General features: G+C 72.8%; 22 protein-coding genes. 7 read left to right on the top strand and 15 right to left on the bottom strand.

What is annotated here, in order from left to right; all coding sequences use genetic code 11:
- Positions 1 to 38: 38 nt before the first annotated feature.
- Entirely contained in the window at positions 39 to 1,001 is a 963-nt protein-coding gene (locus ACIRDU_RS24965; RefSeq protein WP_403583221.1) for a DMT family transporter, read from the top strand.
- Here the strand turns inward: ACIRDU_RS24965 and ACIRDU_RS24960 are convergent.
- The 11 genes from ACIRDU_RS24960 to ACIRDU_RS24910 form a co-directional block, all read right to left on the bottom strand.
- A complete protein-coding gene (locus tag ACIRDU_RS24960; RefSeq protein ID WP_403582849.1) occupies positions 990 to 2,357 on the bottom strand; it encodes an MFS transporter in 1,368 nt (455 codons plus the stop codon). The two genes, ACIRDU_RS24965 and ACIRDU_RS24960, sit on opposite strands and share 12 nt — an antisense overlap.
- Positions 2,358 to 2,549: 192 nt before the next feature.
- A complete protein-coding gene (locus tag ACIRDU_RS24955) occupies positions 2,550 to 3,632 on the bottom strand; it encodes a Zn-dependent alcohol dehydrogenase (RefSeq protein WP_403582847.1) in 1,083 nt (360 codons plus the stop codon).
- 20 nt (positions 3,633 to 3,652) lie between these two features.
- Complete coding sequence (locus ACIRDU_RS24950) at positions 3,653 to 5,041, bottom strand: aldehyde dehydrogenase family protein (RefSeq protein ID WP_403582845.1); 1,389 nt, start codon at positions 5,039 to 5,041, stop codon at positions 3,653 to 3,655.
- A gap of 142 nt (positions 5,042 to 5,183) precedes the next feature.
- On the bottom strand, positions 5,184 to 6,521 hold the full coding sequence (locus ACIRDU_RS24945) for an ABC transporter ATP-binding protein (RefSeq protein ID WP_403582843.1): 1,338 nt from the start codon (positions 6,519 to 6,521) through the stop codon (positions 5,184 to 5,186).
- 198 nt (positions 6,522 to 6,719) lie between these two features.
- On the bottom strand, positions 6,720 to 7,838 hold the full coding sequence (locus ACIRDU_RS24940) for a class F sortase (RefSeq protein ID WP_403582841.1): 1,119 nt from the start codon (positions 7,836 to 7,838) through the stop codon (positions 6,720 to 6,722).
- A gap of 448 nt (positions 7,839 to 8,286) precedes the next feature.
- Positions 8,287 to 8,877, bottom strand: a complete 591-nt coding sequence (locus tag ACIRDU_RS24935) for a hypothetical protein (protein ID WP_403582838.1) — start codon at positions 8,875 to 8,877, stop codon at positions 8,287 to 8,289.
- Positions 8,878 to 8,971: 94 nt separating this feature from the next.
- Entirely contained in the window at positions 8,972 to 10,210 is a 1,239-nt protein-coding gene (locus tag ACIRDU_RS24930) for an MFS transporter (RefSeq protein ID WP_403582836.1), read from the bottom strand.
- A 23-nt stretch (positions 10,211 to 10,233) separates the two neighbouring features.
- On the bottom strand, positions 10,234 to 11,730 hold the full coding sequence (locus tag ACIRDU_RS24925; RefSeq protein WP_403582833.1) for a CitMHS family transporter: 1,497 nt from the start codon (positions 11,728 to 11,730) through the stop codon (positions 10,234 to 10,236).
- Positions 11,731 to 11,829: 99 nt separating this feature from the next.
- Positions 11,830 to 14,097 (bottom strand): molybdopterin oxidoreductase family protein, encoded by a 2,268-nt coding sequence (locus ACIRDU_RS24920; RefSeq protein ID WP_403582832.1) that lies wholly within the window; start codon positions 14,095 to 14,097, stop codon positions 11,830 to 11,832.
- Between the two features lie 90 nt (positions 14,098 to 14,187).
- A complete protein-coding gene (locus ACIRDU_RS24915; RefSeq protein WP_403582828.1) occupies positions 14,188 to 14,808 on the bottom strand; it encodes a TetR family transcriptional regulator in 621 nt (206 codons plus the stop codon).
- Positions 14,805 to 15,401, bottom strand: a complete 597-nt coding sequence (locus ACIRDU_RS24910; protein ID WP_403582826.1) for a hypothetical protein — start codon at positions 15,399 to 15,401, stop codon at positions 14,805 to 14,807. Before ACIRDU_RS24910 ends, ACIRDU_RS24915 begins: the two co-directional genes overlap by 4 nt.
- Before the next feature lie 152 nt (positions 15,402 to 15,553).
- On the opposite strand from ACIRDU_RS24910, the gene hmgA reads away from it, so the two are divergent.
- From hmgA to ACIRDU_RS24895, 3 genes are all read left to right on the top strand, one after another.
- Entirely contained in the window at positions 15,554 to 16,900 is a 1,347-nt protein-coding gene (gene hmgA / locus ACIRDU_RS24905) for a homogentisate 1,2-dioxygenase (RefSeq protein WP_403582823.1), read from the top strand.
- A gap of 134 nt (positions 16,901 to 17,034) precedes the next feature.
- Positions 17,035 to 17,784, top strand: coding sequence for a GntR family transcriptional regulator (locus tag ACIRDU_RS24900; RefSeq protein WP_403582821.1), 750 nt, complete (start codon positions 17,035 to 17,037; stop codon positions 17,782 to 17,784).
- A 26-nt stretch (positions 17,785 to 17,810) separates the two neighbouring features.
- The gene (locus ACIRDU_RS24895; protein WP_403582818.1) at positions 17,811 to 18,965 is read left to right on the top strand and encodes a type ISP restriction/modification enzyme; all 1,155 of its coding nucleotides are present in this window, start codon (positions 17,811 to 17,813) and stop codon (positions 18,963 to 18,965) included.
- On the opposite strand, the gene ACIRDU_RS24890 is transcribed toward ACIRDU_RS24895, so the two are convergent.
- Positions 18,962 to 19,678, bottom strand: a complete 717-nt coding sequence (locus ACIRDU_RS24890; RefSeq protein ID WP_403582815.1) for a TetR/AcrR family transcriptional regulator — start codon at positions 19,676 to 19,678, stop codon at positions 18,962 to 18,964. The genes ACIRDU_RS24895 and ACIRDU_RS24890 overlap by 4 nt on opposite strands.
- 63 nt (positions 19,679 to 19,741) lie before the next feature.
- On the opposite strand from ACIRDU_RS24890, the gene ACIRDU_RS24885 reads away from it, so the two are divergent.
- Together ACIRDU_RS24885 and ACIRDU_RS24880 are read left to right on the top strand one after the other, a co-directional pair.
- Positions 19,742 to 20,707 (top strand): ATP-binding cassette domain-containing protein, encoded by a 966-nt coding sequence (locus ACIRDU_RS24885; RefSeq protein ID WP_403582813.1) that lies wholly within the window; start codon positions 19,742 to 19,744, stop codon positions 20,705 to 20,707.
- Positions 20,704 to 21,486 carry an ABC transporter permease gene (locus ACIRDU_RS24880; RefSeq protein ID WP_403582810.1) on the top strand — a complete coding sequence of 261 codons (783 nt, stop codon included), beginning with the start codon at positions 20,704 to 20,706 and terminating at the stop codon, positions 21,484 to 21,486. The genes ACIRDU_RS24885 and ACIRDU_RS24880 overlap by 4 nt, the downstream gene beginning before the upstream one ends.
- A 177-nt stretch (positions 21,487 to 21,663) precedes the next feature.
- Here ACIRDU_RS24880 and ACIRDU_RS24875 read toward each other — a convergent pair whose 3' ends face one another.
- The 3 genes from ACIRDU_RS24875 to ACIRDU_RS24865 all read right to left on the bottom strand — a co-directional run bounded on the left by ACIRDU_RS24875 (position 21,664) and on the right by ACIRDU_RS24865 (position 23,408).
- Positions 21,664 to 21,930 (bottom strand): hypothetical protein, encoded by a 267-nt coding sequence (locus ACIRDU_RS24875; protein WP_403582808.1) that lies wholly within the window; start codon positions 21,928 to 21,930, stop codon positions 21,664 to 21,666.
- A gap of 126 nt (positions 21,931 to 22,056) precedes the next feature.
- Entirely contained in the window at positions 22,057 to 22,869 is an 813-nt protein-coding gene (locus tag ACIRDU_RS24870; protein ID WP_403582806.1) for an anti-sigma factor domain-containing protein, read from the bottom strand.
- Entirely contained in the window at positions 22,866 to 23,408 is a 543-nt protein-coding gene (locus ACIRDU_RS24865; RefSeq protein WP_403582803.1) for a sigma-70 family RNA polymerase sigma factor, read from the bottom strand. Before ACIRDU_RS24865 ends, ACIRDU_RS24870 begins: the two co-directional genes overlap by 4 nt.
- 227 nt (positions 23,409 to 23,635) lie before the next feature.
- Here ACIRDU_RS24865 and ACIRDU_RS24860 point away from each other — a divergent pair, with 227 nt between their 5' ends.
- A complete protein-coding gene (locus tag ACIRDU_RS24860) occupies positions 23,636 to 25,168 on the top strand; it encodes a DUF4331 domain-containing protein (RefSeq protein ID WP_403582801.1) in 1,533 nt (510 codons plus the stop codon).
- The last annotated feature ends 59 nt before the right edge of the window (positions 25,169 to 25,227 follow it).

The raw sequence follows: 25,227 nt of genomic DNA, 5'->3' as shown, positions 1-25,227 counted from the left end.
GCTTCCGGGTCCCTCCCGGACCTAGCCTCAGGAGCATGATGTCGAACACCTCCCCGTCCCGTCCCGCCCGCCGGGCGGAGCTGCTGGCCGCCGGTGCGGCCGCGGTCACTGTCGTGCTGTGGGCGTCCGCCTTCGTCTCGATCCGCAGCGCCGGTGACGCGTACTCGCCGGGGGCGCTGGCGCTCGGGCGGCTGCTGGCCGGAGTGCTGACGCTGGGGGTGATCTGCCTGCTGCGGCGGGAGGGACTGCCGCCGCGCTCGGCCTGGCGCGGGATCGCGATATCGGGACTGCTGTGGTTCGGCTTCTACATGGTCGCCCTCAACTGGGGCGAACAGCAGGTGGACGCGGGGACGGCCGCCCTGGTCGTGAACACCGGGCCGATCCTCATCGCGCTGCTGGGTTCCCGGCTGCTCGGCGACCCCATGCCGCCGCGCCTGCTGGCGGGGATGGCCGTGTCGTTCGCCGGTGCCGTGACGGTGGGGCTCTCGATGTCGGGCGAGGGCGGTTCCTCGGTGCTCGGGGTGGTGCTGTGCCTGCTGGCCGCGATCGCCTACGCCGGTGGTGTCGTGGCGCAGAAGCCGGCGCTGGGCACGGCGAGCCCGTTGCAGGTGACGACGTTCGGGTGCCTGGTCGGCGCCGTGCTGTGTCTGCCGTTCGCGGGGCAGCTCCTCCACGAGGCCGGTGACGCCCCGCCCTCCGCGACGCTCAACATGCTCTACCTGGGCGTCTTCCCGACCGCCCTCGCCTTCACGACGTGGGCGTACGCCCTGTCCCGGACGACCGCGAGCCGGATGGGCGCGACGACGTACGCGGCGCCCGCGCTGGTGGTCCTGATGTCCTGGCTGTTCCTCGGCGAGGTGCCGGGGCTGCTGACGCTGCTGGGCGGTGCGCTGTGCCTGGCGGGTGTGGCGGTGTCGCGGTCGCGGGCGGCGGCCCGGGCCGTGGCTCCGGGAGCGGTTCCGGAGCCACGGCCCGAGGATGCCCGGGACTCAGCCCGCTGACTCGGCCCTCGTCTCCGCCTCCGGCTCCGTCTTCGCTTCCGCCGTACGCGCCCGGTCCGCCAGGATCTTGATCGACACCAGGGCGATCACCGAGAGCGCGACGATGTACCCGGACACGGCCATCGACGTGCCCGTCGCCTCCAGCAGCAGCACCATCATGAACGGGGCGAGCCCGCCGCCCGCGACGGCCGCGATCTGGTAGCCGAGGGAGGCGCCGGTGTAGCGCATCTCGGGCGTGAACAGCTCGGCGAACAGGGCGGCCTGGGGGCCGTACATGATGCTCAGGAAGCAGCTGGCGACGAACGTGCCGACCGCGAGCCACAACAGCGAGCCCGTGTCGATCAGCAGGAAGAGCGGTACGGCCCACAGCGCGATGCCGATCGCGCCGACGGCGTAGATCCGGATGCGGCCGACACGGTCGGAGAGCGCGGCGGCGGCCGGGATCAGCACGAGCTGGGTGAGGCTGACGCAGAGCGAGACGGTGAGCACCGCGCCCTTCTCCATGTCCAGCTCGCGGGTCGTGTAGTCGAGGACGCCGGTGATGAGGATGTAGAAGGTGGCGGTGTTCACGGCGAAGGAGCCGCCGGCCAGGAACACCGTGCCCAGGTGGCCGCGCAGGATGGTGCGCAGCGGCGAGCTCTGCTCGGACTTCTCCTTCTCCGCGAGCGCCCGCTCGGCCTCCCGGAACGCCGGGGTCTCCTCGACGCGGGTGTGGATGTACCAGGCGAGGCCGAGCACCAGCAGGCCGATCAGGAACGGCACGCGCCAGCCCCAGGCCGCGAACGCCGAGTCGCTGGTGAGCGCGCCGGCCAGCAGGAAGACGGTGTTGGCGGTCACCACGCCGATGGGGACGCCGAGCTGGACGACGCTGCCGTAGACACCGCGCTTGCCCTCCGGGGCGTACTCGGTGGCCAGGAGCATCGCGCCGCCCCACTGGGCGCCGACCGCGACGCCCTGCACCACGCGCAGGAGCACGAGCAGGATCGGGGCGGCCACACCGATCGTGTCGTAGGTCGGCAGCAGGCCGATGCCGGTGGTGGCCACGCCCATCAGGGTGAGGGCGAGGACCAGCATCGGCTTGCGGCCGCGCTTGTCGCCGAGGTGGCCGGCGACGATGCCGCCGATGGGGCGGGCGAGGAAGCCGACGGCGAAGGTCGCGAACGAGGCGAGCACGCCTGCCGTGGCGTTGCCGGCGGGGAAGTAGAGGTCGCCGAGCACGAGGGCGGCGGCGATGCCGAAGACGAAGTAGTCGTACCACTCGACGGCCGAGGCGAGTGCCGCGGCGGTGGCCACTCGGCGGCGGTTGCCGACGGCGGGCGTGGTCGCGACGGGCTGGGCGGAAGGTGCCGTGTCCATGTGGTGCACGCTCCGGGGGAGTACGGGGACGGAACGGGGGGGTGGCGCGGGTTCCGGGGAACGTACTGACCGGACGGTATGTGCGTCAACGGGTCGCGCACCAGGACTTTTGCCTGTACTTGGCATCGACCGCGGTCCGGGCACGCCGAGGGCCCCGGCCTCGCGGGGAGGCCGGGGCGCCGGTGTGTCGGGCTAGAAGACGACCAGCGACCGGCCGCCCTTGCCCGCCAGCATGTTCTCGAAGGCCGCCGGGATGCCGTCCAGGGAGATGCGTTCCGTCACCAGCGCGCTCAGATCGAGGCGGCCGGCCCGGATGTGTTCGGCCAGGACGGGGAGGTCCTGCGCAGGGTCGGAGTTGCCGTAGACGCAGCCGGAGAGGGTGCGGCCCCAGTGGAAGATCTCCAGGGCGTTGAAGGTGACCTGCTGGTCCTTGCCGCCGATGCCGACGACCGTGGTGCGGCCGCCGCGCCGGGTGGAGTCCCAGGCCGTGCGGATGCTGACCGCGCGCCCGGCGCACTCCACGGCGACGTCGACGCCCTGCTTGCCGGTGAGGCCCCGGATCTCGCGGGCGGTGGTGTCGGCGGCGACGAGGTAGTCGGTGGCTCCGGCCGCCCGGGCCAGCTCCTCCTTCTCGGCGGACACGTCCACCGCGACGATCTTCGAGGCGCCCGCGATCCGGGCCGCCTGGAGGGCGGCGAGGCCCACTCCCCCGACGCCGAACACCGCGACCGTCTCGCCCTGCCGGACACGGGCCGAGTGGTGGACGGCGCCGTAGCCGGTGAGGACCGCGCAGCCGAGGAGGGCCGCGTCGGTGAGCGGGACGCCGTCCGGGACGGGCAGGACGCAGGACGTGGAGACGACCGTCTCCTCGGCGAACGCGGCGACGTTCAGGCCGGGGTGGAGGTCGGTGCCCCCGGTGGTGCGGGCGTAGACGTCGGCGGCGCCGCCCAGGGCGTTGGCGCACAGCCACACCTCGCCGAGCGAGCAGGCGTGGCAGGCGCCGCAGGACGGGGCCCAGTTGAGGACGACCCCGTCGCCGGGCGCGACATGGGTGACGCCCTCACCGACGGCGACCACCGTGCCGGCGCCCTCGTGGCCGAGGACGGCGGGGACGGGCACGCGCATGGTGCCGTCGGACAGGGACAGGTCGGAGTGGCAGACCCCGGCGGCGGCGAGCCGGACGCGGACCTGGCCGGGTCCGGGGTCGGGCAGTTCGATGCCGGTGATCTCCAGCGGGGAGCCGACGGCGGGCAGGACGGCGGCGCGGACGGCCATGACGGAAGGGACTCCCCTGACTAGAACTGGAGGGACTTGGTCTGGAGGTACTCGGCCAGGCCGTGCACGCCGAGTTCGCGGCCCACGCCCGACTGCTTGTAGCCGCCGAAGGGGGCCAGGGGGTTGAAGCGGCCGCCGTTGATGTCGACCTGGCCGGTCTCCATCCGGCGCGCGAAGGCCACCGCCTCGGCCTCGTCACCGGCCCAGACGGCACCGGCCAGGCCGTACACCGTGCCGTTGGCGATGCGCAGGGCGTCCTCCTCGTCCTCGTACCTCAGGATCGACAGGACCGGGCCGAAGATCTCCTCCTGGGCGACGGTCATGTCCTCGGTGACGTCGGCGAAGACGGTCGGGCTGACGAAGTAGCCGGTCTCGCGCGGGGCTTCGGGTCCGCCTGCGACCAGGCGGGCGCCTTCCGCGACGCCCTTCTCGATGTAGCCGCGCACCCGGGCCTGCTGCTTGGCGTTGACGACCGGCCCGATGCGGTCGCCGTACTTGGCGGCGGCGGCCGCGGCCAGCCCGACCGCCTCGTCGTACTGGTCGCGGTGGACCAGCATCCGCGTCCAGGCGCTGCACGTCTGCCCGGAGTTGGACATGACGTTGGCGACACCGACGTTGACCGCCTTGGCCAGGTCGGCGGTCGGGAGGATGACGTTGGCGGACTTGCCGCCCAGTTCGAGGGCGACCTTCTTGACCTGTCCGGCGGCGATCGCTGCGAGCTGCCGGCCTACGGCGGTGGAGCCGGTGAAGGAGATTAGGTCGACCCCGGGGTGCTCGGCGAGGGCCTGGCCGGCGACCGGGCCGAGACCGGTGACCAGGTTGAAGACGCCCGGCGGGAGCCCGGCCTCGTGCACCGCGTCGGCGAAGAGCCGGGCCACCAGCGGGGTGTCCTCGGCGGGCTTCACCACGATCGTGCAGCCCGCCGCGAGGGCCGGGGCGACCTTGGCGACGATCTGGTGCAGCGGGTAGTTCCAGGGCGTGATGGCGGCGACGACGCCGACCGGCTCGTGGTGCACGACCGAGTTGCCCGTCTTCTCCTCGAAGGAGTACGCCGCCGCCAGCTCGGCGTACGAGCCCGCGACCGCGATCGGCACGCCCGCGTGGACGGCCTGCGAGAACTTCAGCGGCGAGCCGAGTTCGGCCGTGACGGTCTCGGCGATCTCCTCCGCGCGGCTCACGAGCACGTCCCGCAGGGCGGCCAGCCGGGCCGCGCGCTCGGCGGGCGGAGTCGCGGCCCACTCCGGCAGGGCGGCGCGGGCGGCCCGTACGGCGTTGTCGACGTCCTCGGCGGTGCCCGCGGGTACCGTGCCGATGACCTGCTCGTCGACCGGGTTCACGACCTCGATCACGTCCTGGCCGGCGGCGGGGCGCCAGGCGCCCTGGATGTACATGCCGTCGTGTGCCTTCATCGCGCTTCCTCCGGGGCGGGGCGTCGTCGTCCGACACATAAACTAGCGGCGATAGTTTTTTGGCGCCAGACGTCCCGGGGTGTCGCCCCGGATGCCGGGGCCATCACAGCACGGTGCGGGCCACGCCCGGGTGTGCGGCTCCTCACTCCCCCAGGTCGGGCAGGCGCGCCGGGTGCGGGCAGATGCGGTCGCCGTTCTGGTCGAAGACGAAGAGGTGGGCGAGGTCGACGAGGAGCGGCACCTGCATGCCGTGGCGCAGGGCCAGGTCGGGGGTGGTGCGGACGATGAGGTCCCCGGGCAGGCGCGGTTCGGCGGTCGCGGTGTTCCGGGCGTCCTCGGGGCCTTCCAGGGTGACCACGGGTCCGGCCCGCCCGGCCCCGGTCCGCTCCCGGAGCCTCGTGAGGACCGAGCCGTCGCGCCGGCGCCGCCGGGCGGGGCGGCCGGGGCGGGGGCGCGGGGCCTCCAGTTCGGGGACGACGGCGGGGCTGGAGCCGGTGTTGAAGTGGACCAGGATCTCGTGCCCCTGGAACTCCACGTGCTCGACCAGGCCGGTGATCGGCACCTCGCCGGGGCGGGCCGCGCTGTGCTTGGCGATCCGTACGGCCTCCGAGCGCAGGCCGACGATGACCTCACGGCCCTGCTGGACGCGCAGCAGCTGGTGGTCGAGGGAGAGCGGCTCGGGCAGGCGCAGGAACTGCTTGCCCAGGCTGATGGTCATCGCCCCGTCGAGCGGGGCGCGCACCAGGCCGCGCAGCAGGTTGATGCGCGGGGTGCCGATGAAGGCGGCGACGAAGACGTTGCTGGGCAGCGCGTAGACGACACGGGGACTGTCGATCTGCTGGAGCACACCGCCGCGCAGCACGGCGACCCGGTCGCCGAGCGACATGGCCTCGGCCTGGTCGTGGGTGACGTAGATCGTGGTGACGCCCAGCTCCTGGGTGAGCCGGGAGATCTCGGCGCGCAGATGGGTGCGGAGCTTGGCGTCGAGGTTGGACAGCGGCTCGTCCATGAGGAAGGCGGAGGGGTGGCGGGCGATGGCCCGGCCCATCGCGACCCGCTGGCGTTCGCCGCCGGAGAGCTGGGCGGGGAGGCGGTCGAGGAGGTCCTCGATGCCGAGCATGCGGGCGGTGGCGTCGACGCGGGGGCGCGGGTCCGCGCCCGGGTCCTCGATCCGCAGCGGGAAGCCGATGTTGGCGCGGCTGGTCATGTTCGGGTAGAGGGCGAAGTTCTGGAAGACCATCGCCATGTCCCGGCCGGACGGCGGGAGGTCGTTGGCGTACTCGCCGTCGAGCAGCAGCCGGCCCTCGTCGATCTCCTCCAGCCCGGCGATCATTCTGAGTACGGTCGACTTGCCGCAGCCGGACGGGCCGAGCAGCACGAGGAACTCGCCGGGCGCGATGTCCAGCGACAGCCGGTCCACCACGCGGACGCCCCGCGTGTAGGCCTTGCTCACGTCGTGCAGGGAAATGGCGCGTGTCATGAGGGGCCCCCGAGGGGTCATCAGGGCGCTGGTGCTCCGCGGTCGGAAGCCCCGTGCGGGTCGTACGGGGCTGTGGGTCACGGAAGTTAACGGAATGTGTGCGGCCTGGGGAAGACACCGGGCAGGATCGGGGGCCTCGGTCCATCTGGTGAGAAGGCGGACGGCCGGATCCGGCCGTCGGGGCGGGTCCGGCCCGGGTCAGCGGATGCCGGTGAGGTGGGCGAAGACGACCACGTTCCCGGAGTAGCCCTTCCGGCGGTCGTAGCTGCCGCCGCAGGTGATCAGGCGCAGTTCGGGGCGGCCTCGGGCGCCGTACACCTCCTTGCTCGGGAAGTCCGCCTTCTCGTACGACTTGATCTTGTCGACCGTGTAGACGGCGATCCGTCCGTCGGCGCGGCGGGCCTTGATGACGCGGCCCCGTTTCAGCTCGGTCAGCCCCGCGAAGACGGCGGGCCCGCTGTCCGTGTCCAGATGCCCGACGGCCACGGCGGTGCCCTGCTCCCCGGGCGAGGCGCCGTGCCGGTACCAGCCGACGAGCTTGGGATCGTCGTCCGGGGGCGCGGTGAGGCGCCGGTCGCGGTCGAGGCCGAGGTCCATGACCGGGGCGTCGAGGCGGAGGTACGGGATGAGGAGACGGGTGGCCCGGGAGCGGGGCAGGGGGCGGGGGCCGGCCGGTGCGTGGGGCTTCCGGGCGAGGGGGTCAGGGGCGGCGTGCTTGGGCGCGGGGCGTGGCACGGCGGCTGCGGGCCGGTCGGCGTGCGGGGCGGGGCCGTCCTTGCGGGGCCCGGGGGCGGAGGGCCGGGGGGTGCGGGGGCCCGGGGCGTGGGCCGCCGGTGTGGGGGACGCGGGCGCCCGGGGTGTGTCGGTGCGAGGGCCTGGTCGGGGGGCGGCGGTGGCGGCGGGCGGGGCAGCGGTGCTGGCGGCGGAGGCTCCGGGTGGGGCAGCCGGTGGGGCAGCCTTGCCGGCGCCGGGGGCACCCGGCGGGACAGCCCTACCCGCGCCAGGGGCATCCGGCGGAGCCGCCCTGCCCGCGCCGGGGGCGCCCGGTGGGACAGCCTTACCCGCGCCGGGGACTCCCGACGGAGCAGCCTCGCCCCCGCCCGGGGCACCCGGTGGGGCAGCCTTGCCGGCGCCGGAGTCTCCCGGCGGAGCGGCCTCGCCCGCGCCGGGGGCACCCGGCAGCTCGCCCGTGCCCCTGCCGGAACCGGCCGGATGGGCGGCCTCGGCGAAGTCCGGCGGCGGGGCCGTGACCGTCGCGCCGGGCTCTTCGCCCCGGTCCCAGCCGAGACCGACCACCACCAGCAGCGAGACGGTCACCACGATCGTCCGCGTCAGCCGGTAGGCACGCGTCCGGTACCAGGGCCTGCGGGACCGTCGGGGCCACGGCCCGGGGACACCGGCGGACGCGGGGTACCGCCCTGGCGGGACGGCGCCGTGACCGGATCCGGAGCCACGCCGGACCACCGCGGGGGCGGCCCCGGCCGCACGCCCGCGCCCTGCCGGCACGCGGGCGGAACCGGCCCCGCCCCCGCGCCGGGTCCCCGGGCCGGCGGGAGCCCCCCGTCGGCCCACCGGAACCGCAGGAGCCCCGGCACCGCCCCCACGCCGCCCCGGCGGCGCATCGGCAGAACCGGAACCAGCCCCACGCCGCACCCCCGAGGCGGCGCCGGGCCCGGCACCACCCCTGCGCCGCATCGACTCGGCGTCAGGCCCGAGCGCACCCCCGCCCTGCCCCACCCGGGCGGGGCGACCCGTGGAACGCGGCCTACGCGGCGCCATCGGGGCGGCGACGGAGCCGGAACCAGACCGTCCCCGCGACGGCGGCCAGCCCGACGGCGGCCGCGCCGGTGACCGGCGTGAAGGCCTCGGCACGGGCGATGCCGCCGCCACCCGCCGGTGGGCCGCCGTTGGGGGTGATCACGGTGGGCGTGGCCTTGGAGGCCGGGCAGTCGACCTGGAACACCTTGAACTTGCCCGCGCCATGAGCCCGGTCGGTGAGCCACGTCAGCTTGTACTGCCCGTTGGGCAGGTCGATGAGCGGGGAGCGGCCCGCGCCCGCCGCGTCGAGGGTGACGGAGCCGCTCTCGGCCGGCACCTCGGGCAGGGTCTGGATGGTCCAGTTGACCGTCTCGCCTCCCTCGAAGTCGAACGCGGCGAGGTAGAAGTCGCAGACCTTCGGATCGTTGCGGCGATCGGTGGCGGCCGTCTCGCGGGCGTGGATCTTGACGTCCCCGTTGTCCCCCGGAGCGGCGACAGCGGGCACCGCGCTCAGGGTGGTCCCTGCGAGGGTGAGAGCGGCGAGGACGGCGGTGCGGGTGCCGGCACGGCACGCGGGGGGTACGACGGGCATGAACATGCCTCCAAGTCAGATGATTTTCATACAAACACCTCGTCACCTGACTCTCTGTCACATGACCGTCGAAAGAGCGGCAACTGCGCCCTGCGACGCGTCAGATATCGCTCTTCCGGCGCAGCCGGACCCGCGGCCGGGGGGGCTCGCCCGATTCCCTCGGCTCCCTCGGCTCCCCCGGCGACCGTACGGCGACCCCGGAGGACAGCAGCAACAGCACCCCGAGCATCACGAACGGCGCCGCCACCCCCGCGACTCCGGCGATCAGCCCGGCCCCGGCGGGCGCGGCCACCTGGCCGAGCCGGTTGCCGGTCAGGCGCAGGGCCAGGGCCGTGGAGCGGGCGTCGTCGGGGGCGGCCTGGACGACCGTCGTCATGGACAGCGGCTGACCGACCCCGAGGCAGAAGCCCAGCGCGACCAGCAGCAGTCCGAGCGCCCACACCGGCACCGGCAGTGCGATGCCCGCGCACAGCAGGGCCGCCAGCAGACAGGTGAGCGACAGCAGCAGGGTCCGGCCGAGCAGCCGCAGCAGGGGCGTCAGCACCAGGCGGCAGGCGATCGTCGCCGCCGCGCGCAGACTGAGCAGGATGCCGATCACGGACGGCGCGATGCCCCGGTGCTCGCCGACCACCGGCAGGTAGGCGGTCAGGATGTCGGTCGCGGACAGCACGGCGAGGCTGACGAAGATGCCCGCCGGCACCCCCCGGGTGCGCAGGATGCCCCGGATGGGGACCCGGTGGCTCTTGTCCGGCCGGGACTCGGCCGCCGTACGGCGATGCTCGATGCGCCACAGTGAGGTGAACGCGACCGCCGCGGTCGCGCCCGCCACGATGAGGGCGAGCGCGCTGCTGCCGGCCATGTCCGCGCCGCCGATCAGCGCGCCCGCGGCGACCGGGCCGACCAGCTGGCCGAGGGCGGCGCCGATCGTGAAGTGGCCGAAGTTGCGGTCCTGCTCGTGCGGCGCGGACTGACGGGCGACGAGGGACTGGGATCCGATGACGAAGCACAGGTGTCCGAGTCCCATCACCCCGCTCCACAGGGCCATCGTCCACAGGGAGCCGGCGACGCCGCTGAGGGCGCAGCCGCCCGAAATGAGGACCACGCCGACCGGCAACAGGGGCGCGCAGCGGCCGTGGTCGGTGCGGCGTCCCAAGGGAACGGCGGCGAACAGGGGCAGCAGCGCGTACACACCGGCGATCACACCGACCGCACGCTCGTCCGCGCCCAGCGCCAGGGCCCGGTAGGAGACGGCGGGCCGCGCCATCGACACCGCCCCCTGCGCGAAGCCGAAGGCGATGACGAGGCGGAGCAGCCAGCCGCGGTTCCTGCCGGGCCTCACGATGACGTCCTCCATGAAGTGGCTCAGATGATCCCGAACAGCATGCCCGCGCCGAGGATGACCAGGCAGGTCAGGGCGGCCCACTTCACGACGAACCTGGTGTGGTCGCCGAACTCCACCTTGGCCATGCCGACCAGGACGTAGACGGCCGGGACGAGCGGGCTGGACATGTGCAGCGGCTGGCCGACGAGGGAGGCGCGGGCCATCTCCAGCGGGGTGACCCCGTGCGCGGCACCGGCCTCGGCGAGGACGGGCAGGACCCCGAAGTAGAAGCCGTCGTTCGACATGAAGTAGGTGAGCGGCAGGCTCAGGATGCCGGTGACGAGGGCCATGTGCGGGCCCATGCTGCCGGGGATGACGTCCACCATCCACTTGGCCATGTGGTCGACCATGCCGGTGCCCTGGAGGACGCCGGTGAAGACGGCGGCGGCGAAGACCATGCCGGAGACGTTCAGGACGTTGTCGGCGTGGGCGGCCAGACGGGCCTTCTGGTCGGGGATGTGCGGGAAGTTCACGGAGAGGACGAGCGCGGCACCGAGCAGGAACAGCACCGGGATCGGCAGCCACTCCATGATCATGGCGGTGAGCAGGCCGACCGTGAGCAGCGCGTTGAACCAGTAGAGCTTGGGCCGCAGGGTGGAGCGGTTGGGGTCGAGGCCCTGGAAGGTGTCGTCGTCCCCGGAGTCCGCGGAGCCGGCGGAGCCCGTGGCGCCCTCGGGAGCGTCCGTGCCGGAGCCCGCGCCACCCGTGACACCCGCCGCGGCCGTGCCGCCCTTGCGCATCGAGGCCTTGCCGTCGGCGGAGCCACCGGAGCCGACGAGGACCGTCTCGGTCGCCTTCTCCTCCTCCAGCACCTCGTCCAGCGTCAGCACGCCCAGCCGCCGGCGTTCGCGCACACCGAGCACGTAGGAGAGGACGAAGACGAAGAGCAGGCCGACCAGGAGCGCCGGGATCATCGGGACGAAGATGTCGCTGGCGTCGAGCTTCAGCGCGGTCGCGGCGCGGGCGGTCGGCCCGCCCCACGGGAGGGTGTTCATCACGCCGTTGGCCATGGCGGCGACACCGGTCATCACGACCAGGCTCATCTTCAGGCGCTTGTACAGCGGGTACATCGCCGAGACGGTGATCATGAAGGTCGTCGAGCCGTCGCCGTCCAGCGACACGATCGCGGCGAGCACTGCGGTGCCGACGACGATCCGCATCGGGTCGGCTTTGCAGAACTTGAGGATGCCGCGGACGATCGGGTCGAAGAGACCGACATCGATCATCACACCGAAGTAGACGATCGCGAACATGAGCATCGCCGCGGTGGGGGCGAGGCTGGTCACGCCGTCGATGACGTAGTCGCCGAGCTTGGCGCCCTTGCCGACGAACACGCAGAACAGCGCGGGAATCAGCACGAGCGCCGCGATCGGCGACAACTTCTTCATCATGATCAGGACCAGGAAGGTCACGATCATGGCGAAGCCGAGGATGGTCAGCATGAGTGGATACCTAACGTTCGCCCTTGAACATCCCACCAGGGCCGGCGGTGTCCGAGACGTTAGGTGCGTTCAAGCAGCGTTAACAAGACGTTGACGTGCGAGCAATAAGCGCAAAACTGCTGGTCACAGCTTTGCTCAGGTCAGAGCGGTGAGCTTTTCGGTCACGGAGGGGTCTCCCGGGCCCGTCTCGGGGGCCACCTCGACCGGCACACCGTTGAGGACCGCGTTGCCCGACAGCGGGTCGAGCAGACGGCCGTCGAGGAGCTGGTTGACGTTGACGCCGGGGTCCGTGGAGGCGTGCCTGAGGCGGGTGCCGGGACGGTTGTGGCCCCAGCCGTGCGGCAGGCTCACCACGCCCCGGCGGACCGTGTCCGTGACCTCGGCGGGTGCGGTGACCTCTCCCCCGGCGCCCTTGACGCGCACGGCGGCACCTTCCTCGACGCCCAGCCGCTCGGCGTCCTCGGGGTGGATCTGAAGGGTGCAGCGGTTGGAGCCGCCGGTGAGGGCGGGCACGTTGTGCATCCAGCTGTTGTTCGAACGCAGATGGCGGCGGCCGACCAGGACGAGCCCCTCGGGGCGTTCGGCCAGCGCCGCGCGCAGACGGGGCAGGTCGTCGGCGATCGGGCCGGGCAGCAGCTCCACCTTGCCGCTGCGGGTCTTCAGGGGCTGCGGCAGGCGGGGCCGGAGCGGGCCGAGGTCGATGCCGTGCGGGTGCGCGAGCAGCTTCTCCAGGCCGAGCCCGTCCGGCCGGGCGCCGAAGCCGTCGCCGTAGGGGCCGAGGCGCAGCATCATGTCGAGCCGGTGCTCGGGGCCGGTGTCGCCGGTGAGCTGCGCGGCGAGCTCGCGGGGGTCGCGGCCGTGGACCGGGGAGTGCGGTTCCCGCACGGCCTTGCCGAGGGTCTGGTCGATGACCATCCGGTCGACGGCCGCCGGGTCGGCCCCGTGCATGCCCGTGACGGCCAGGATCAGCCGGGCGAGGATCTCCGTCTCCGCCATGCGGCCGGGTTCCAGCGGGACCGCCGGGCGGGTGTAGCGGACCTGGTTGCGGACGGCGAGGGTGTTGAAGGCGAAGTCGTGGTGCGGGCTCTGGGAGGGCGGGGGCGGGGGCAGGACCACGTCGGCGTGGCGCGAGGTCTCGTTGAGGTACGGGTCGACGCTGACCATGAAGTCGAGCGAGTCGAGCGCCTTGTCGAGCCGGTCGCCGTCGGGCGCGGACAGCACGGGGTTGGCGGCGACGGCGATCAGCGCGCGCACCGGCTCGCCCTCGTCGGTGGCGGTGTCGATCTCCTCCGCGAGGGCCGACAGGGGCAGTTCGCCCTTCGCCTCGGGGTGCCGGCTCACCCGGGAGTGCCAGCGCCCGAGGGCGAAGCCCCGGCCGGGTCCGGCGGGGCGCGGGGTCCTGTCGGTGGCGGCCTGCGGGAAGAGCGCGCCGCCGGGCCGGTCGAGGTTGCCGGTGAGGATGTTCAGCACGTCGACGAGCCAGCTGGCCAGGGTGCCGTGCGGGACGGTGCAGCTGCCGATGCGGCCGTAGACGGCGGCGGTCGGCGCGGCGGCCAGCTCGCGGGCGAGGGCGCGGATCGCGCCGGCCTCGACGTCACAGGCCTCCGAGACGGCCTCGGGGGTGAACTCCCGCAGGGCGATGGACAGTTCCTCGACGCCCTGGACGTGCGGGGTGGGCTCGACGAGACCTTCGTCGAAGAGCACCCGCGCCATCGCCGCCAGCAGCAGCGCGTCGGTGCCGGGCCGGACGGCGATGTGCCGGTCGGCGAGCTTCGCCGTGCGGGTGCGCCGCGGGTCGATCACGACGAGGGTGCCGCCCCGGGCCTTGAGCGCCTTGAGTTTGCCCGGGAAGTCGGCGGCGGTGCACAGACTGCCGTTGGACTCCAGCGGGTTGGCGCCGATCAGGAGCAGATGGTCGGTGCGGTCGAGGTCGGGCACGGGGATGGCGTTCGCGTCGCCGAAGAGGAGTCCGCTGGAGACGTGCTTGGGCATCTGGTCGACCGTGGAGGCGGTGAAGACGCTGCGGGTGCCGAGCCCTGCGAGCAGGACGGGCGGGTAGAGGGCACCGGCCATGGTGTGCACGTTGGGGTTGCCGAGGACGACCCCGACGGCATTCGGGCCGTGGCGCTCCACGACCGGCCGGATACCCGCGGCGACCGCGTCGAAGGCCTCCTCCCAGGTGGCCTCGCGCAGCTCGCCGTCCCGGCGTACGAGCGGCGTGCGCAGCCGGTCGGGGTCGGAGTCGACGGCCCCGAAGGAGGCACCCTTGGGGCAGATGAACCCCCGGCTGAACACGTCGTCGCGGTCACCGCGGGCGTGGGTGACGCGCGTCCCCTCGATGGTGAGGGTCAGGCCGCAGGTGGCCTCGCACAGGGGACAGATACGCAGGGCGGTGCGGGACACGGGTCCTCCTGGGGCGGCGGCTGCGGTGACGCTGACGCACCCGAGCATACCGACCGGTATGCACGGCGGGGAGGCCCTGACGGGACCCGGTCAGTCGAGCGCCCGGGCGAGATAGGCGCGCAGCATCTCCCGGGCCTCGTCGATGATCCGCTGGTCGCCCTCCGGTGCGACCCGGAACGCCAGGTGCACGAGGGTGTCTGCGGTCTCGACGGCGATGAGGAAGACGCGGCGCAGATCCTCGTCGGGCTCGCGGTCGAGGTAGCCGGAGAGGAGTTCGGTGAGGCGGTCGGCGACGCGGTGGTTGGGTTCGGCGTGGCGGGCGCCGACCGGGATCTGGTTGCCGAAGTCGACGAGGGAGAAGCCGGGCGCGGTGCGCTTCATCTCCAGGTATCCGTCGAGCACGGCGTCCATGGCCGTGCGCCAGCCCTCGTCCTCACCGGCCTCCTGAAGGCGCTGGGTGACGCGCACGGAGTACCGCTCGAGGTTGCGCTGGGCCAGGGCGTCGACCATCTGGCGCTTGTTGCCGAAGAAGCGGTAGACCGAGCCGATCGGGACCGAGGCCCGCTGGGCGACGGCACGGGTGCTCAGGGCGTCGTAGCCGACCTCGTCCAGAAGGTCGGCGCAGGCGTCGAGGATCCTGGTCAGGCGTTCGGCACTGCGCCGTTGCACGGGCGCACGACGGAGCGATGTCGCGTGGGGCACGGGCTTCATGATGCCGTTCCGGCGCGGTCCGGTGAACCTCGCCCCCCGATGTCCGTCCCCTGCGTCCGGGCCTTGCGCCGGGAGGAGGTGTCCGGCGTCACGCCCGGGCCGGGCTCCGAGGCGGTGATGTCGGCCGTGCTCTCCACGGGCTTGCCGTCCACCGCCCAGGCGGTGGCGTCGTCGGCGTAGAGGCGGGCCGTGACGCGGTGCGTGCCGCGCGGTACGAGGCGGGCGTCCAGCCGGTACGCCGGGGCACGGAGGCGGGCGACGGGACGGCCGTCGACGTAGAGGTGCGCGAGGCCGCGTCCGGCCACCGCCCGGGCTGCCGCGCCGGCCGGTGAGAAGCGGAAGTTCCGCACGGTCAGGCGTACGTCCCAGCCGCCTGCCGCGTCGGGCTGCACCTCGATCCCGACGTCGGGAGCGTCCTCCGGCTCGACCTCGCGATAGGGCCGGCCCTCAGGGTCCCGGTCCTCCAGCAGCTTGCCCACCGGCGCGGGTGACGCGACGCCCTCCCGGGCGTCACCGGAACCGCAGCCCGCGGATCCGGCCAGGAGGAGGACACAGACCGCGAGCGCGGCCAGAGGTTTCCGTGTCCACGACATATCCGTGAGCCTAGAACACACGTCCGGCCCGGCGGATCATTCTCAAGTCGGGTTCAGGTCATCCGTCGAGAGGAGGGGCGCGCCCCTCTTGCGTCGGGGAAATCGCAATCCTACGGTATTGCATAGGAATCGAACGCAAGGGAGCAGCGATCATGGGCGATGGGGGTACCTCCCGCGCGAGCGGGTTCGAGCGCGGGGAAGCGCGGAAGACCGCCGAAGGGCTGACCTATCTCTCCGGCTTCGGCAACGAGCACAGCTCGGAGGCCGTCCCGGGCGCACTGCCCGAGGGCCGCAACTCGCCCCAGCGGGCCCCGCTCGGGCTGTACGCGGAGCAGCTGAGCGGTTCGGCGTTCACCGAGCCGCGGGCACACAACCGCCGCTCGTGGCTGTACCGGATCCGCCCGTCGGCCGCGCACCCGGCGTTCACCCGGACCCACAACGGCTCGGTCCGCACCGCCCCCTTCACCCAGACCGTGCCCGACCCCAACCGCCTGCGCTGGAACCCGCTGCCCGACCCGGCGCCCGAGACCGACTTCCTGGCGGGCCTGTGGACGCTCGGCGGCAACGGCGACGCCACCCAGCGCACCGGCGTCGCCGTGCACCTCTACACGGCCAACGCCTCGATGGACCGGGTGTTCAGCGATGCCGACGGCGAGCTGCTGATCGTGCCCGAGCGCGGCGGGCTGCTGCTGCGCACCGAGTTCGGTCTGCTGCATGCGGAGCCGGGACATGTGGCGCTGATCCCGCGCGGGGTCCGCTTCCGGGTGGAGCTGCTCGACGAGTCCGCCCGCGGGTATGTGTGCGAGAACTACGGCGCGCCCTTCCGCCTCCCCGACCTGGGCCCGATCGGCGCCAACGGGCTCGCCAACCCCCGGGACTTCCGCGCACCGGTCGCCGCGTACGAGGACGTCGAGGGCCCGGTGGAGGTGGTGAACAAGTTCTGCGGCAACCTGTGGACGGCCACCTACGACCACTCCCCGCTCGACGTGGTCGCCTGGCACGGCAACCACGTGCCCTACGTCTACGACCTGCGCCGCTTCAACGCGCTCGGCACCATCACCTACGACCACCCGGACCCGTCGATCTTCACGGTGCTGACGTCCCCGTCGGACACCCCGGGCCTGGCCGGTGCCGACTTCGTGGTGTTCGCGCCGCGCTGGCTGGTGGGCGAGGACACCTTCCGCCCGCCGTACTTCCACCGGAACGTGATGAGCGAGTACATGGGCCTGATCGAAGGCGCGTACGACGCGAAAGCGGAAGGCTTCGTACCGGGCGGCGGTTCGCTGCACAACATGATGTCGGCGCACGGCCCGGACCGGGAGACGTTCGACCGGGCGAGCGCCGCGGAGCTGAAGCCGCAGAAGATCGACGACGGCCTGGCGTTCATGTTCGAGACGCGCTGGCCGATCGCCCTCACCCCGCACGCGGCCCGCGCGGAACACCTCCAGCAGCGCTACGACGACGTCTGGCAGGGCATGGAGCGGCACTTCCGCCCCTAGGGGGCTTCTGACGGATCTCCGCGGCGTCGCGACGCCGGGCACGCCGAGAGCACGCACCGAACGCCGCTCCTTCTTCCACGGAGCTCCGTCGGAGGCCCCTTGCACTGATCATTTCCTACCGGTACGGATGGCCCGTGACCTCCTTCGCCCCGGACTCCATCGTCCTGAACCGCAAGCTGCCGCTCTGGTACCAGGTGTCGCAGTCGCTGCGCGCCTCGATCCTCGGCCGCTCGCCCCAGGACCCGCTGCGGCTGCCCACCGAGGAGCAGCTGGCCGGGCACTACGGCGTGAGCGTGCTGACGATGCGGCAGGCGCTGAAGGAGCTGGAGGACGAGGGGCTGATCACACGCCACCGGCGGCGGGGCACGTTCATCGAGCCGCACGCGCGCAGGGGTTCCCCGGTGCGCCTGCTCGGCTCGGTGGACGCGATCGTGGCCCAGCAGTCCGGCATGACGACCGAGCTGCTGGACCACGGCACCGCGCCCGTGCCGGGCGAACTCGCCGAGTTCTTCCCGGACGTGCGGGAGGTCGCGACGTACCACCGGCTGCGGAGCGACGAGAAGACCGGCGAGCCGACGAACCACGCCCGCAACTTCGTGCGCCCCGAACTGGCCACGCGGATCGACCTGGACGACCTCGTCCGGTGGCCCATGACCAAGGTGCTGCGGGACGTGGTGGGGGCGGACATCAGCCGCATCACGGACACGGTGGAGGCGCGGCTGGCCGATCCGGAGACCTCGAAGCTGCTCCGAGTTCCCCTGCTGAGCCCGATCCTGCACTACACGGGCGTGACGTACGACGCCGGCGGGCGGCCTCTGGACGTGGCCGTCATCCACTACCGCGGGGACCGGTTCTCCTTCACGGTGACCCTGGACGCCACCTGACCCGCGTGTCGCCGGCAGGTCGTACGATGCCCTGCGTGACGCACGACGACGCTCCGCTGCTGGCGGACCTCATGCCGTGGTCCGTCGCACCGCCGCGGCTCGGCCGGGGCTGGCCGGCGGCGCCCGACGCGGCGTCCCTCGAGGCCCGCTGGGACGCCTTGGTGAAGGCCGAGGGACCCGACCGGGAGTCCCTGTTCGAGCCGACCCGCTCGCGCACGCTGCACACGGCCGTCGGCCGGCTGCCCGGCCGGACCGACAGCGGCACGGAGAAGCTGGTGCGCGCCTCGGGGCCCTGCCCGGAGCCGGTACGCGTCCTTCTCGCGCCCTACGACGAGCAGTGGCTGATCCCCGACCAGCGTCTGATCGACGCGGCCCGCCCGGAAATGTGGCGGGTGGCGGACGAGCGGCAGGCCTTCGTGGTGGAGGCGCCCGGGGCCATCCCGCCCCTGCTCGTCACCTCGCTGCTCCCGCTGCTCCGCCCCGGCCGGATCCGCCCGCTGTTCCGCCGCCCGGGCGGCCACGAGCCGAACCTGGCCCCCGGCCTGCTGGAGCACCTCGGCACCCGCCTGGGCGCCACCCCGGTACCGCTGGACGTCCTGGCCTGGATCACGGCCACGGCCCGCCCGGACCTCACCGTCCCGCTCACCGGGGACGCCGACGCGTGGGAGCGGGGCCTGGAGCACGGCCACCGGCTGCTGTGGCTGATGCGCCGTGACGGCGAACGCCCGAAGCTCCCCGGCGGCCGCCGCCCCTACGTCCGCGCCCCGCTGCCCTCCCGGCCCGTGGCGCTGCACTACGACCGCGACGAGGAGGCCCTGTTCCTGGACGAGGGCCGCATCTCCCCGGTGCCGCCGGAGGCCTGGGACTTCGAGGTGGGCGGAGTGCGCGTCCTGGAGCAGTGGTTCGCGACCCGCGTCGCCATCGGCGAGCCGGGCACGCTGGCGGCGATCCGTCCCGTGACCTGGCCACAGAACTGGACGTCGGAACTGCTGGAGCTGATCACCGTCCTCGCGCTGCTGGCCGAACTGCGCCCGCTGGAAGAGCCGGAGATCCCCGACCCGGTCACGGCGACGGACCTGCGCACGGCGGGCGTCCTGCCGGTTGCGGATGCGGCCCGCCGGCCGGCATCGGTGCTGGAGGAGCCCGAGGAGGGCCCCGAGGGGCAACTGGCGCTGCTCTAACGCCGCTCGGGGTCGAAGGCGTCCAGGACGCGTTCGAGGGCCCGCCGGAACACCGCCTCCAGATCGACCGGCCCGCTCTGCTCCGTGAAGGCCGCGGTCAGCCGGGGATACGCGCCGGTGGCGATCTGGCTGCCCAGATAGGCCATGCGGACCGCGTTCTCCTCCTCCGCGGACCACGGCATGGAGCGGGTGCGTTCGGCGGTCGCGATGTCGTTCCCGGTGTACGTCGTCACGACGCCGTTGAGCAGCGCGATCAGCTCCGTCTTCGTGCCGGCCGGCACGTCGAGCGGTTCGAGGCAGGCCAGGCAGTGCTCCAGGTAGCGCAGGGTGCTGGGGCTGAAGCCGAACACCCCCGGCATCAGCCGCGGCACCCAGGTGTGGCGGTGCATGATGGCGCGCGTCTCCTCCGCGTTGCGGAGCATGTCGGCCCGCCAGTCGCCCGTGGGCTCGAACATCTCGTGCTCGGCGCCGATGGCGTCGATCATCAGCTCGTACAGGTCCTCCTTGCGGGGGACGTAGTTGTACAGCGACATCGTGCCGCAGCCCAGTTCCGCGGCGACCTGCCGCATGGTGACCCCGTCCAGCCCCTCCGCGTCGGCGATGCGCACCGCCGCCGCGGCGATGTCGGCGCGGGTGAACGCCGGTTTCGGCCCACGGCCGGTGCGCTCGGGGCGCGCCCAGATCACTTCGGGTACGGCCGCTCGGCCCGCCATCGCTCATCACCTCGGCCACCATCCTAGTTACGTACAGCGTACGTCGTGCGCTATGGTCACGCCATGACTTCTACGTACGCTGTACTTAGTGAGGGTCTGGAGAAGCGGTTCGGGACGGTCCATGCCCTGCGCGGGCTGGATCTCGCGGTCGCCGAGGGCACGGTCTGCGGGATCCTCGGGCCGAACGGCGCGGGGAAGACGACGGCCGTACGGCTGTTGACCACGCTGCTGCGGCCGGACGCCGGCTCCGCCCGGGTCGCGGGGCACGACCTCGTCCGCGAAGCCGCCGCCGTACGCGGCCGGATCGGCGTCACCGGGCAGGACACCTCGATCGACGGGGACCTCACCGGGCGCCAGAACCTCCAGCTGTTCGGCCGGCTGCACCGGGTGCGCGGTCCGGCCGGCCGCACCGCGGAACTCCTCGACCGCTTCGGCCTGACCGAGGCCGCCGACCGCCCCGCGTCCACCTACTCCGGCGGCATGCGCCGCCGCCTGGACCTCGCGGCGAGCCTGATCCGCCGCCCCCACGTGCTGTTCCTGGACGAGCCGACGACCGGCCTCGACCCGGTCAGCCGCACCCTCGTACGGGACGTGGTGCGCGGCCTGACCGCCGAGGGCACGACCGTGCTGCTCACCACCCAGTACCTGGAGGAGGCCGACCAACTGGCCGACGACATCGCCCTGGTGGACCGGGGCCGGGTGGCGCACACCGGGTCCCCGGCGCAGCTCAAGTCCCTCGTCGGGGCGCACGCCGAGGTCGTCGTGCCGGACGCGGACGTGCTCACGAGGGCCGCGGCCGTGCTCGACCGGCTGACGGGCGCCCAGCCGTCGTTCGACCACGAGCGCAACGCCGTCGGCGCGGTCAGCAAGGACCCGACACTCACGATCCCGCTGCTGGTGCGGGCCCTGGACACGGCGGGTGTGCCGCTGCTCGACGTGAGCCTGCGCCCGCCGACCCTGGACGACGTGTTCCTGCGTCTGACGGAGAACACGGCCGGGACGACCGACGAGAAGGAGCGTGCCGCATGAGCATGCTGGCGTACGACGGGACCGCGATGCTGGGCCGCCAGTTGCTGCGGATGCGCAACAACCCGGGACTGCTGATCCTCACCCAGACGATGCCGATCAGCATGCTGCTGTTCTTCGGCTACGTCTTCGGCAGCGCGCTGGCGGTGCCGGGCGAGGCCTACCGGGCGTTCCTCGTGCCGGGCCTGCTGGTGGCGACCGCCTCGGGCGGGATCATGACCGGCATGTTCCAGGCGGCCGGGGACATGCACCGGGGCGTGACGAACCGCTTCCGCACACTGCCGATGAGCCGGGCGGCCGTACCGCTGGGGCAGGCCGCGGCGGACCTGGTGGCCACGGCCGTCGGGACGGTGCCGTTCCTGCTGGTGGGGCTCGCGGTGGGCTGGCGGGTCGAGGGCGGCGTGCTCGCGGCGGTGGGTGCGTTCGCGCTGCTGATGCTGTTCCGCTTCGCGTGCACCTGGGCCGGGATCTACCTCGGCCTGCTCACCCGCAACGAGGAGGCGGCCGGCCAGCTGGGCGGGGCGTCGTTCCTGCTGCCGCTGCTGTCAAGCGCGTACATCCCGACGAGCGGGCTGCCGGCCGGGCTGCGGACGGTCGCCGAGTGGAATCCGATCAGCGCGGTGGCGACGGCACTGCGGGACCTCTTGGGCAACGCGCCCGTGCCCGACGGGGCGGCCTGGCCGGTGGCCCATCCCGTCGCGGGGTCGCTCATGTGGTGTGCCGTGCTGTTCGGGGTGTTCGTGCCGCTCGCCGTGCGTCAGTACGCGCACGGCGAGCGGTGAGCGGGCGACCGCGGTCGCGGCCGTCGCCCCCGGTCACTGCCGGGCGGGGATGAGGCACCGACAGGGGGCGTACCGCGCTCGGGAACACACCTGGCGCCGCTGCGTGCCGCGGGGATGACGGACGACGGGTGTCGCAGCGCTGCGCCGGAGGCGGTGTGACCGCCCGAGCGCGGGCCCCTACCTGCTGCCGAACAGCGAGCGGCGCAGCCGGCGCAGCGGCGCGAAGAGCGAGACGCGACGCACGCGCGCGCCCCTGCCACTGCGGTCCTGCGGCCGACGCGCCGTCAGTTCACGCATCAGCGAGGTCGCCTCGACCGTCTCCCGCTGGGGGACGGCAGGACCGCCCAGCACCGAGAGGTGGCGGTCGAGGCGCGAACTGGTCGCGCTGCTCCCGCAGGTGATCGCAGGGACCCTGGCCCTGCTGCGCACTGTTATCTGTTCCATGTCACTCCCCACCCGTACGAGTCCACCCGGCCCGGGCAGGTTAACCCTATCGTCCCGTCCGGGCACGCGTGTATCGCGGTCACAGGATTCACCTTCCCCATAAGGGGGTTGACGATGTATCTCCGATTACTCTCCGAATCCAACAGATTTCAGGGCGAGTTGGACGATCGGCTGGGTAGTGGGCTGCGGTGATCCTCCGGCGGGCTCGACGGTCACGGCCAGTGACGTCGCCGAGGTGCCGAGATCCGTTGCGACCAGGGGCGTGTCGCTCTCGAAGAGCCCCAGGGAGCGTGGTTGCGCGCCCGGGCGCATGAGCCACAACTGGTGCACACGGCCGCCCGGCGGGGCACCGTATCCGCCGAGGGTGACCACCGCACTCCCCTCCGTGGCGGAAGCGATCACTCCGACGGTGCGGCCCCGCCCGTCCCGGCCACTGCTCGCACGGGCGTCCGGAGCCGCCAGAACGTGGGCGATCTCACGTGACCGATCTTGCTCGGCGGTCAGCCGGTCCTGGGCCCGGTTCGCCTGTACGGCGAACAGCGAGGCGACCACGAGCGCCGCCGCGGCGGTGGCCGTCGCGAAGGGTACGAACAGCGGGATCCGCCGCCGCTGTCGCGGCGGCGGCTGGGTGCCCCACACGTGCGGCGGCAACTGCGTCGCCCGCGCCCGCGCCGGCTCGCGCGCCGCACCCTGCGGCGCCGGGTCCTGCGGAGTCGTCCGTACGGCGAGCATGACCCGGTCGCGCAGCGCGGCGGGGGGCGGGGCGGCCGCGGACCAGGCGAGCCGGACCGCGTCCTCGGTCAGGGCGCGCACCTCGGCGGCGCAGCGGTCGCAGTCCCTCAGGTGCTTCTCGAAGCGGACCCGCTCCGGCGGCTCCAGGGCGTCGAGCGCGTAGGGCGCGGCGAGCGAGTGCAGGTCCTCGCGGCGGAAGAGGCTCATGCCACACCTCCCAGGCACTCGCGCATACGGGTCAGTCCGTCGCGCATCCGGGTCTTGACGGTGCCCAGCGGCAGGGAGAGCCGCTCGGCCACCTCACGGTACGTGTAGCCCTCGTAGTAGGCGAGGGTGACCGACTGGCGCTGCAGAACGGTGAGCCGGTCCAGGCAGCGGCGCACCCACTCGCGTTCGAGTCCGGCCTCGACCTCCTCGGTGACCTGGTCGAAGGCGGGCTGGTTCGCGCGGAGCGCCTCGCGCTGCTCGCGCTCCCCGGCCGCGCGGGCGCTGCGCACCCGGTCGACGGCTCGGCGGTGGGCGAGGGTGAGGATCCACGCCATCGCGCTGCCCCGGCCCGGGTCGAACTTCGCCGCGGACCGCCACAGTTCGAGCAGCACCTCCTGAGCCACCTCCTCCGACTGGGCGGGGTCGCGCACCACTCGCCGCACGAGCCCGAACACGGGGCCGGACACCAGTCCGTACAAATCCTCGAAGGCCTGCTGGTCCCCACCCGCCACGCGCAGCAGCAGCTCGTCCGCCTCCACTCGGTCCCCCTCTCCGAGGCCGCACCGGGCCTGTCCCCTCGCACGAGGCATTCGCACCACACACACCTCCGGCAGAAGTTACGGAACAGCGCGCCGAAAACGCGGGTCGCCCGGCGATGAAACAACTTTCCCGACGGGCCGTAAGAACGTTTGAGATTCGACCAATCCGCTTCGCCGACCGCTCCGAATGGCGTGTGTCAGGCAAGTTGGCACGGAGGACGGACGGCATGACACCTATCTCCAGGACCGGTGCGGGACGCGCGAGCATCGCGACCGTGATCTGTGGCGCGCTGGCCACCGGCGGGCTCGCGGCCGCCGGTGTGACCGCGTTGGAACCTGAGGCGGCCTCCGCCTCCAGCCACCGCGAGGCCCCGCTGATCTCGGGGACCCCGCAGTACGACAACACCGACGTGTACGCGTTCGTCAGCCCGGACAAGCCGGACACGACGACCATCGTCGCGAACTGGATCCCCTTCGAGGAACCGGCCGGCGGGCCCAACTTCTTCACGTTCGCCGAGGACGCGCAGTACGACCTGCGCATCGACAGCAACGGTGACGCGAAGGAGGACCTGCTCTTCCGGTACACGTTCAAGACGCACACGAAGAACGACAAGACGTTCCTGTACAACACGGGCCCGGTCGAGAGCCTCGACGACCCCGACCTGAACATCACGCAGACGTACGACCTCGAGCTGATCAAGCTGCGGGACCTGAAGGCCGTGTCGAAGACGAAGGTCGCCGACGACGTGCCGGTGGCGCCGTCGAACGTCGGCAAGGCGTCGATGCCGGACTACGACACCCTGCGCAAGCAGGCGGTGCACAAGCTCGCCGGCGGCGCCCAGACGTTCGCCGGGCAGGCCGACGACCCGTTCTTCCTGGACCTGCGCGTCTTCGACCTGCTGTACGGCGGCAACCTCTCCGAGGTCGGCAACGACACCCTCAAGGGCTACAACGTCAACTCGATCGCCCTCCAGGTCCCCAACAGCTTCATCACCGAGTCCCACGAGCAGCCGGTCGTCGGCATCTGGTCGACGACGCAGCGCAAGAACGCCAAGGGCTACTTCTCGCAGGTCTCGCGCCTCGGCAACCCGCTGGTCAACGAGGTCGTCAACCCGATCAAGGACAAGGACACGTTCAACGCGTCCACGCCGCGGGACGACGCCCAGTTCCTGAAGAACGTCACCAACCCGGAGCTGCCCAAGCTCATCGAGGCGATCTACAAGATCCCGGCGCCGGCCGAGCCGCGCAACGACCTGGTCGACGTGTTCCTCAAGGGCGTCAAGGACCTCAACCAGCCGCCGCACGTGACGCCGTCGGAGCAGCTGCGGCTCAACACCTCGATCAAGCCGGCCGCGAAGCCCAAGCGGCTGGGTGTCCTCGACGGGGACAACGCCGGCTTCCCCAACGGCCGTCGCCTCACCGACGACGTGATCGACGCGTCGCTCCAGGTCGTCGAGGGCGAGCTGCTGGGCGCGAAGAACGACCTCGGTGACGCGGTCGACGAGAACGACAAGAAGTTCGAGAAGGCCTTCCCGTACGTGGCTCTGCCGACGGAGGGTTCGCGCGGCCCGCTCGCCAAGGGCGTGGACGGCGGCAACGACGTCCGCAGCCAGCTGGGCGACGCGCTCCAGCCGGCCGGCGCGCAGGGTTCGGACGACATGCGCCTGATCGCCGCGTCCGCCGGGGCCGGGGCGGGCGGCATCGTCCTGATCGGCGCGGCCCTGATGTGGTGGCGCCGCATGCGGAACCGGGCGTACTGACCCGCTCCGCTCCCACCGACTGGCGCGGCCCGTCCCCCGACCCCCACGGCACGGGCCGC

Origin of the sequence: Streptomyces sp. NPDC093598 (genome assembly GCF_044764825.1) — a bacterium.
In the GTDB taxonomy this organism is placed as follows: domain Bacteria; phylum Actinomycetota; class Actinomycetes; order Streptomycetales; family Streptomycetaceae; genus Streptomyces.
This window is presented reverse-complemented; position numbering and strand designations above follow the sequence as displayed.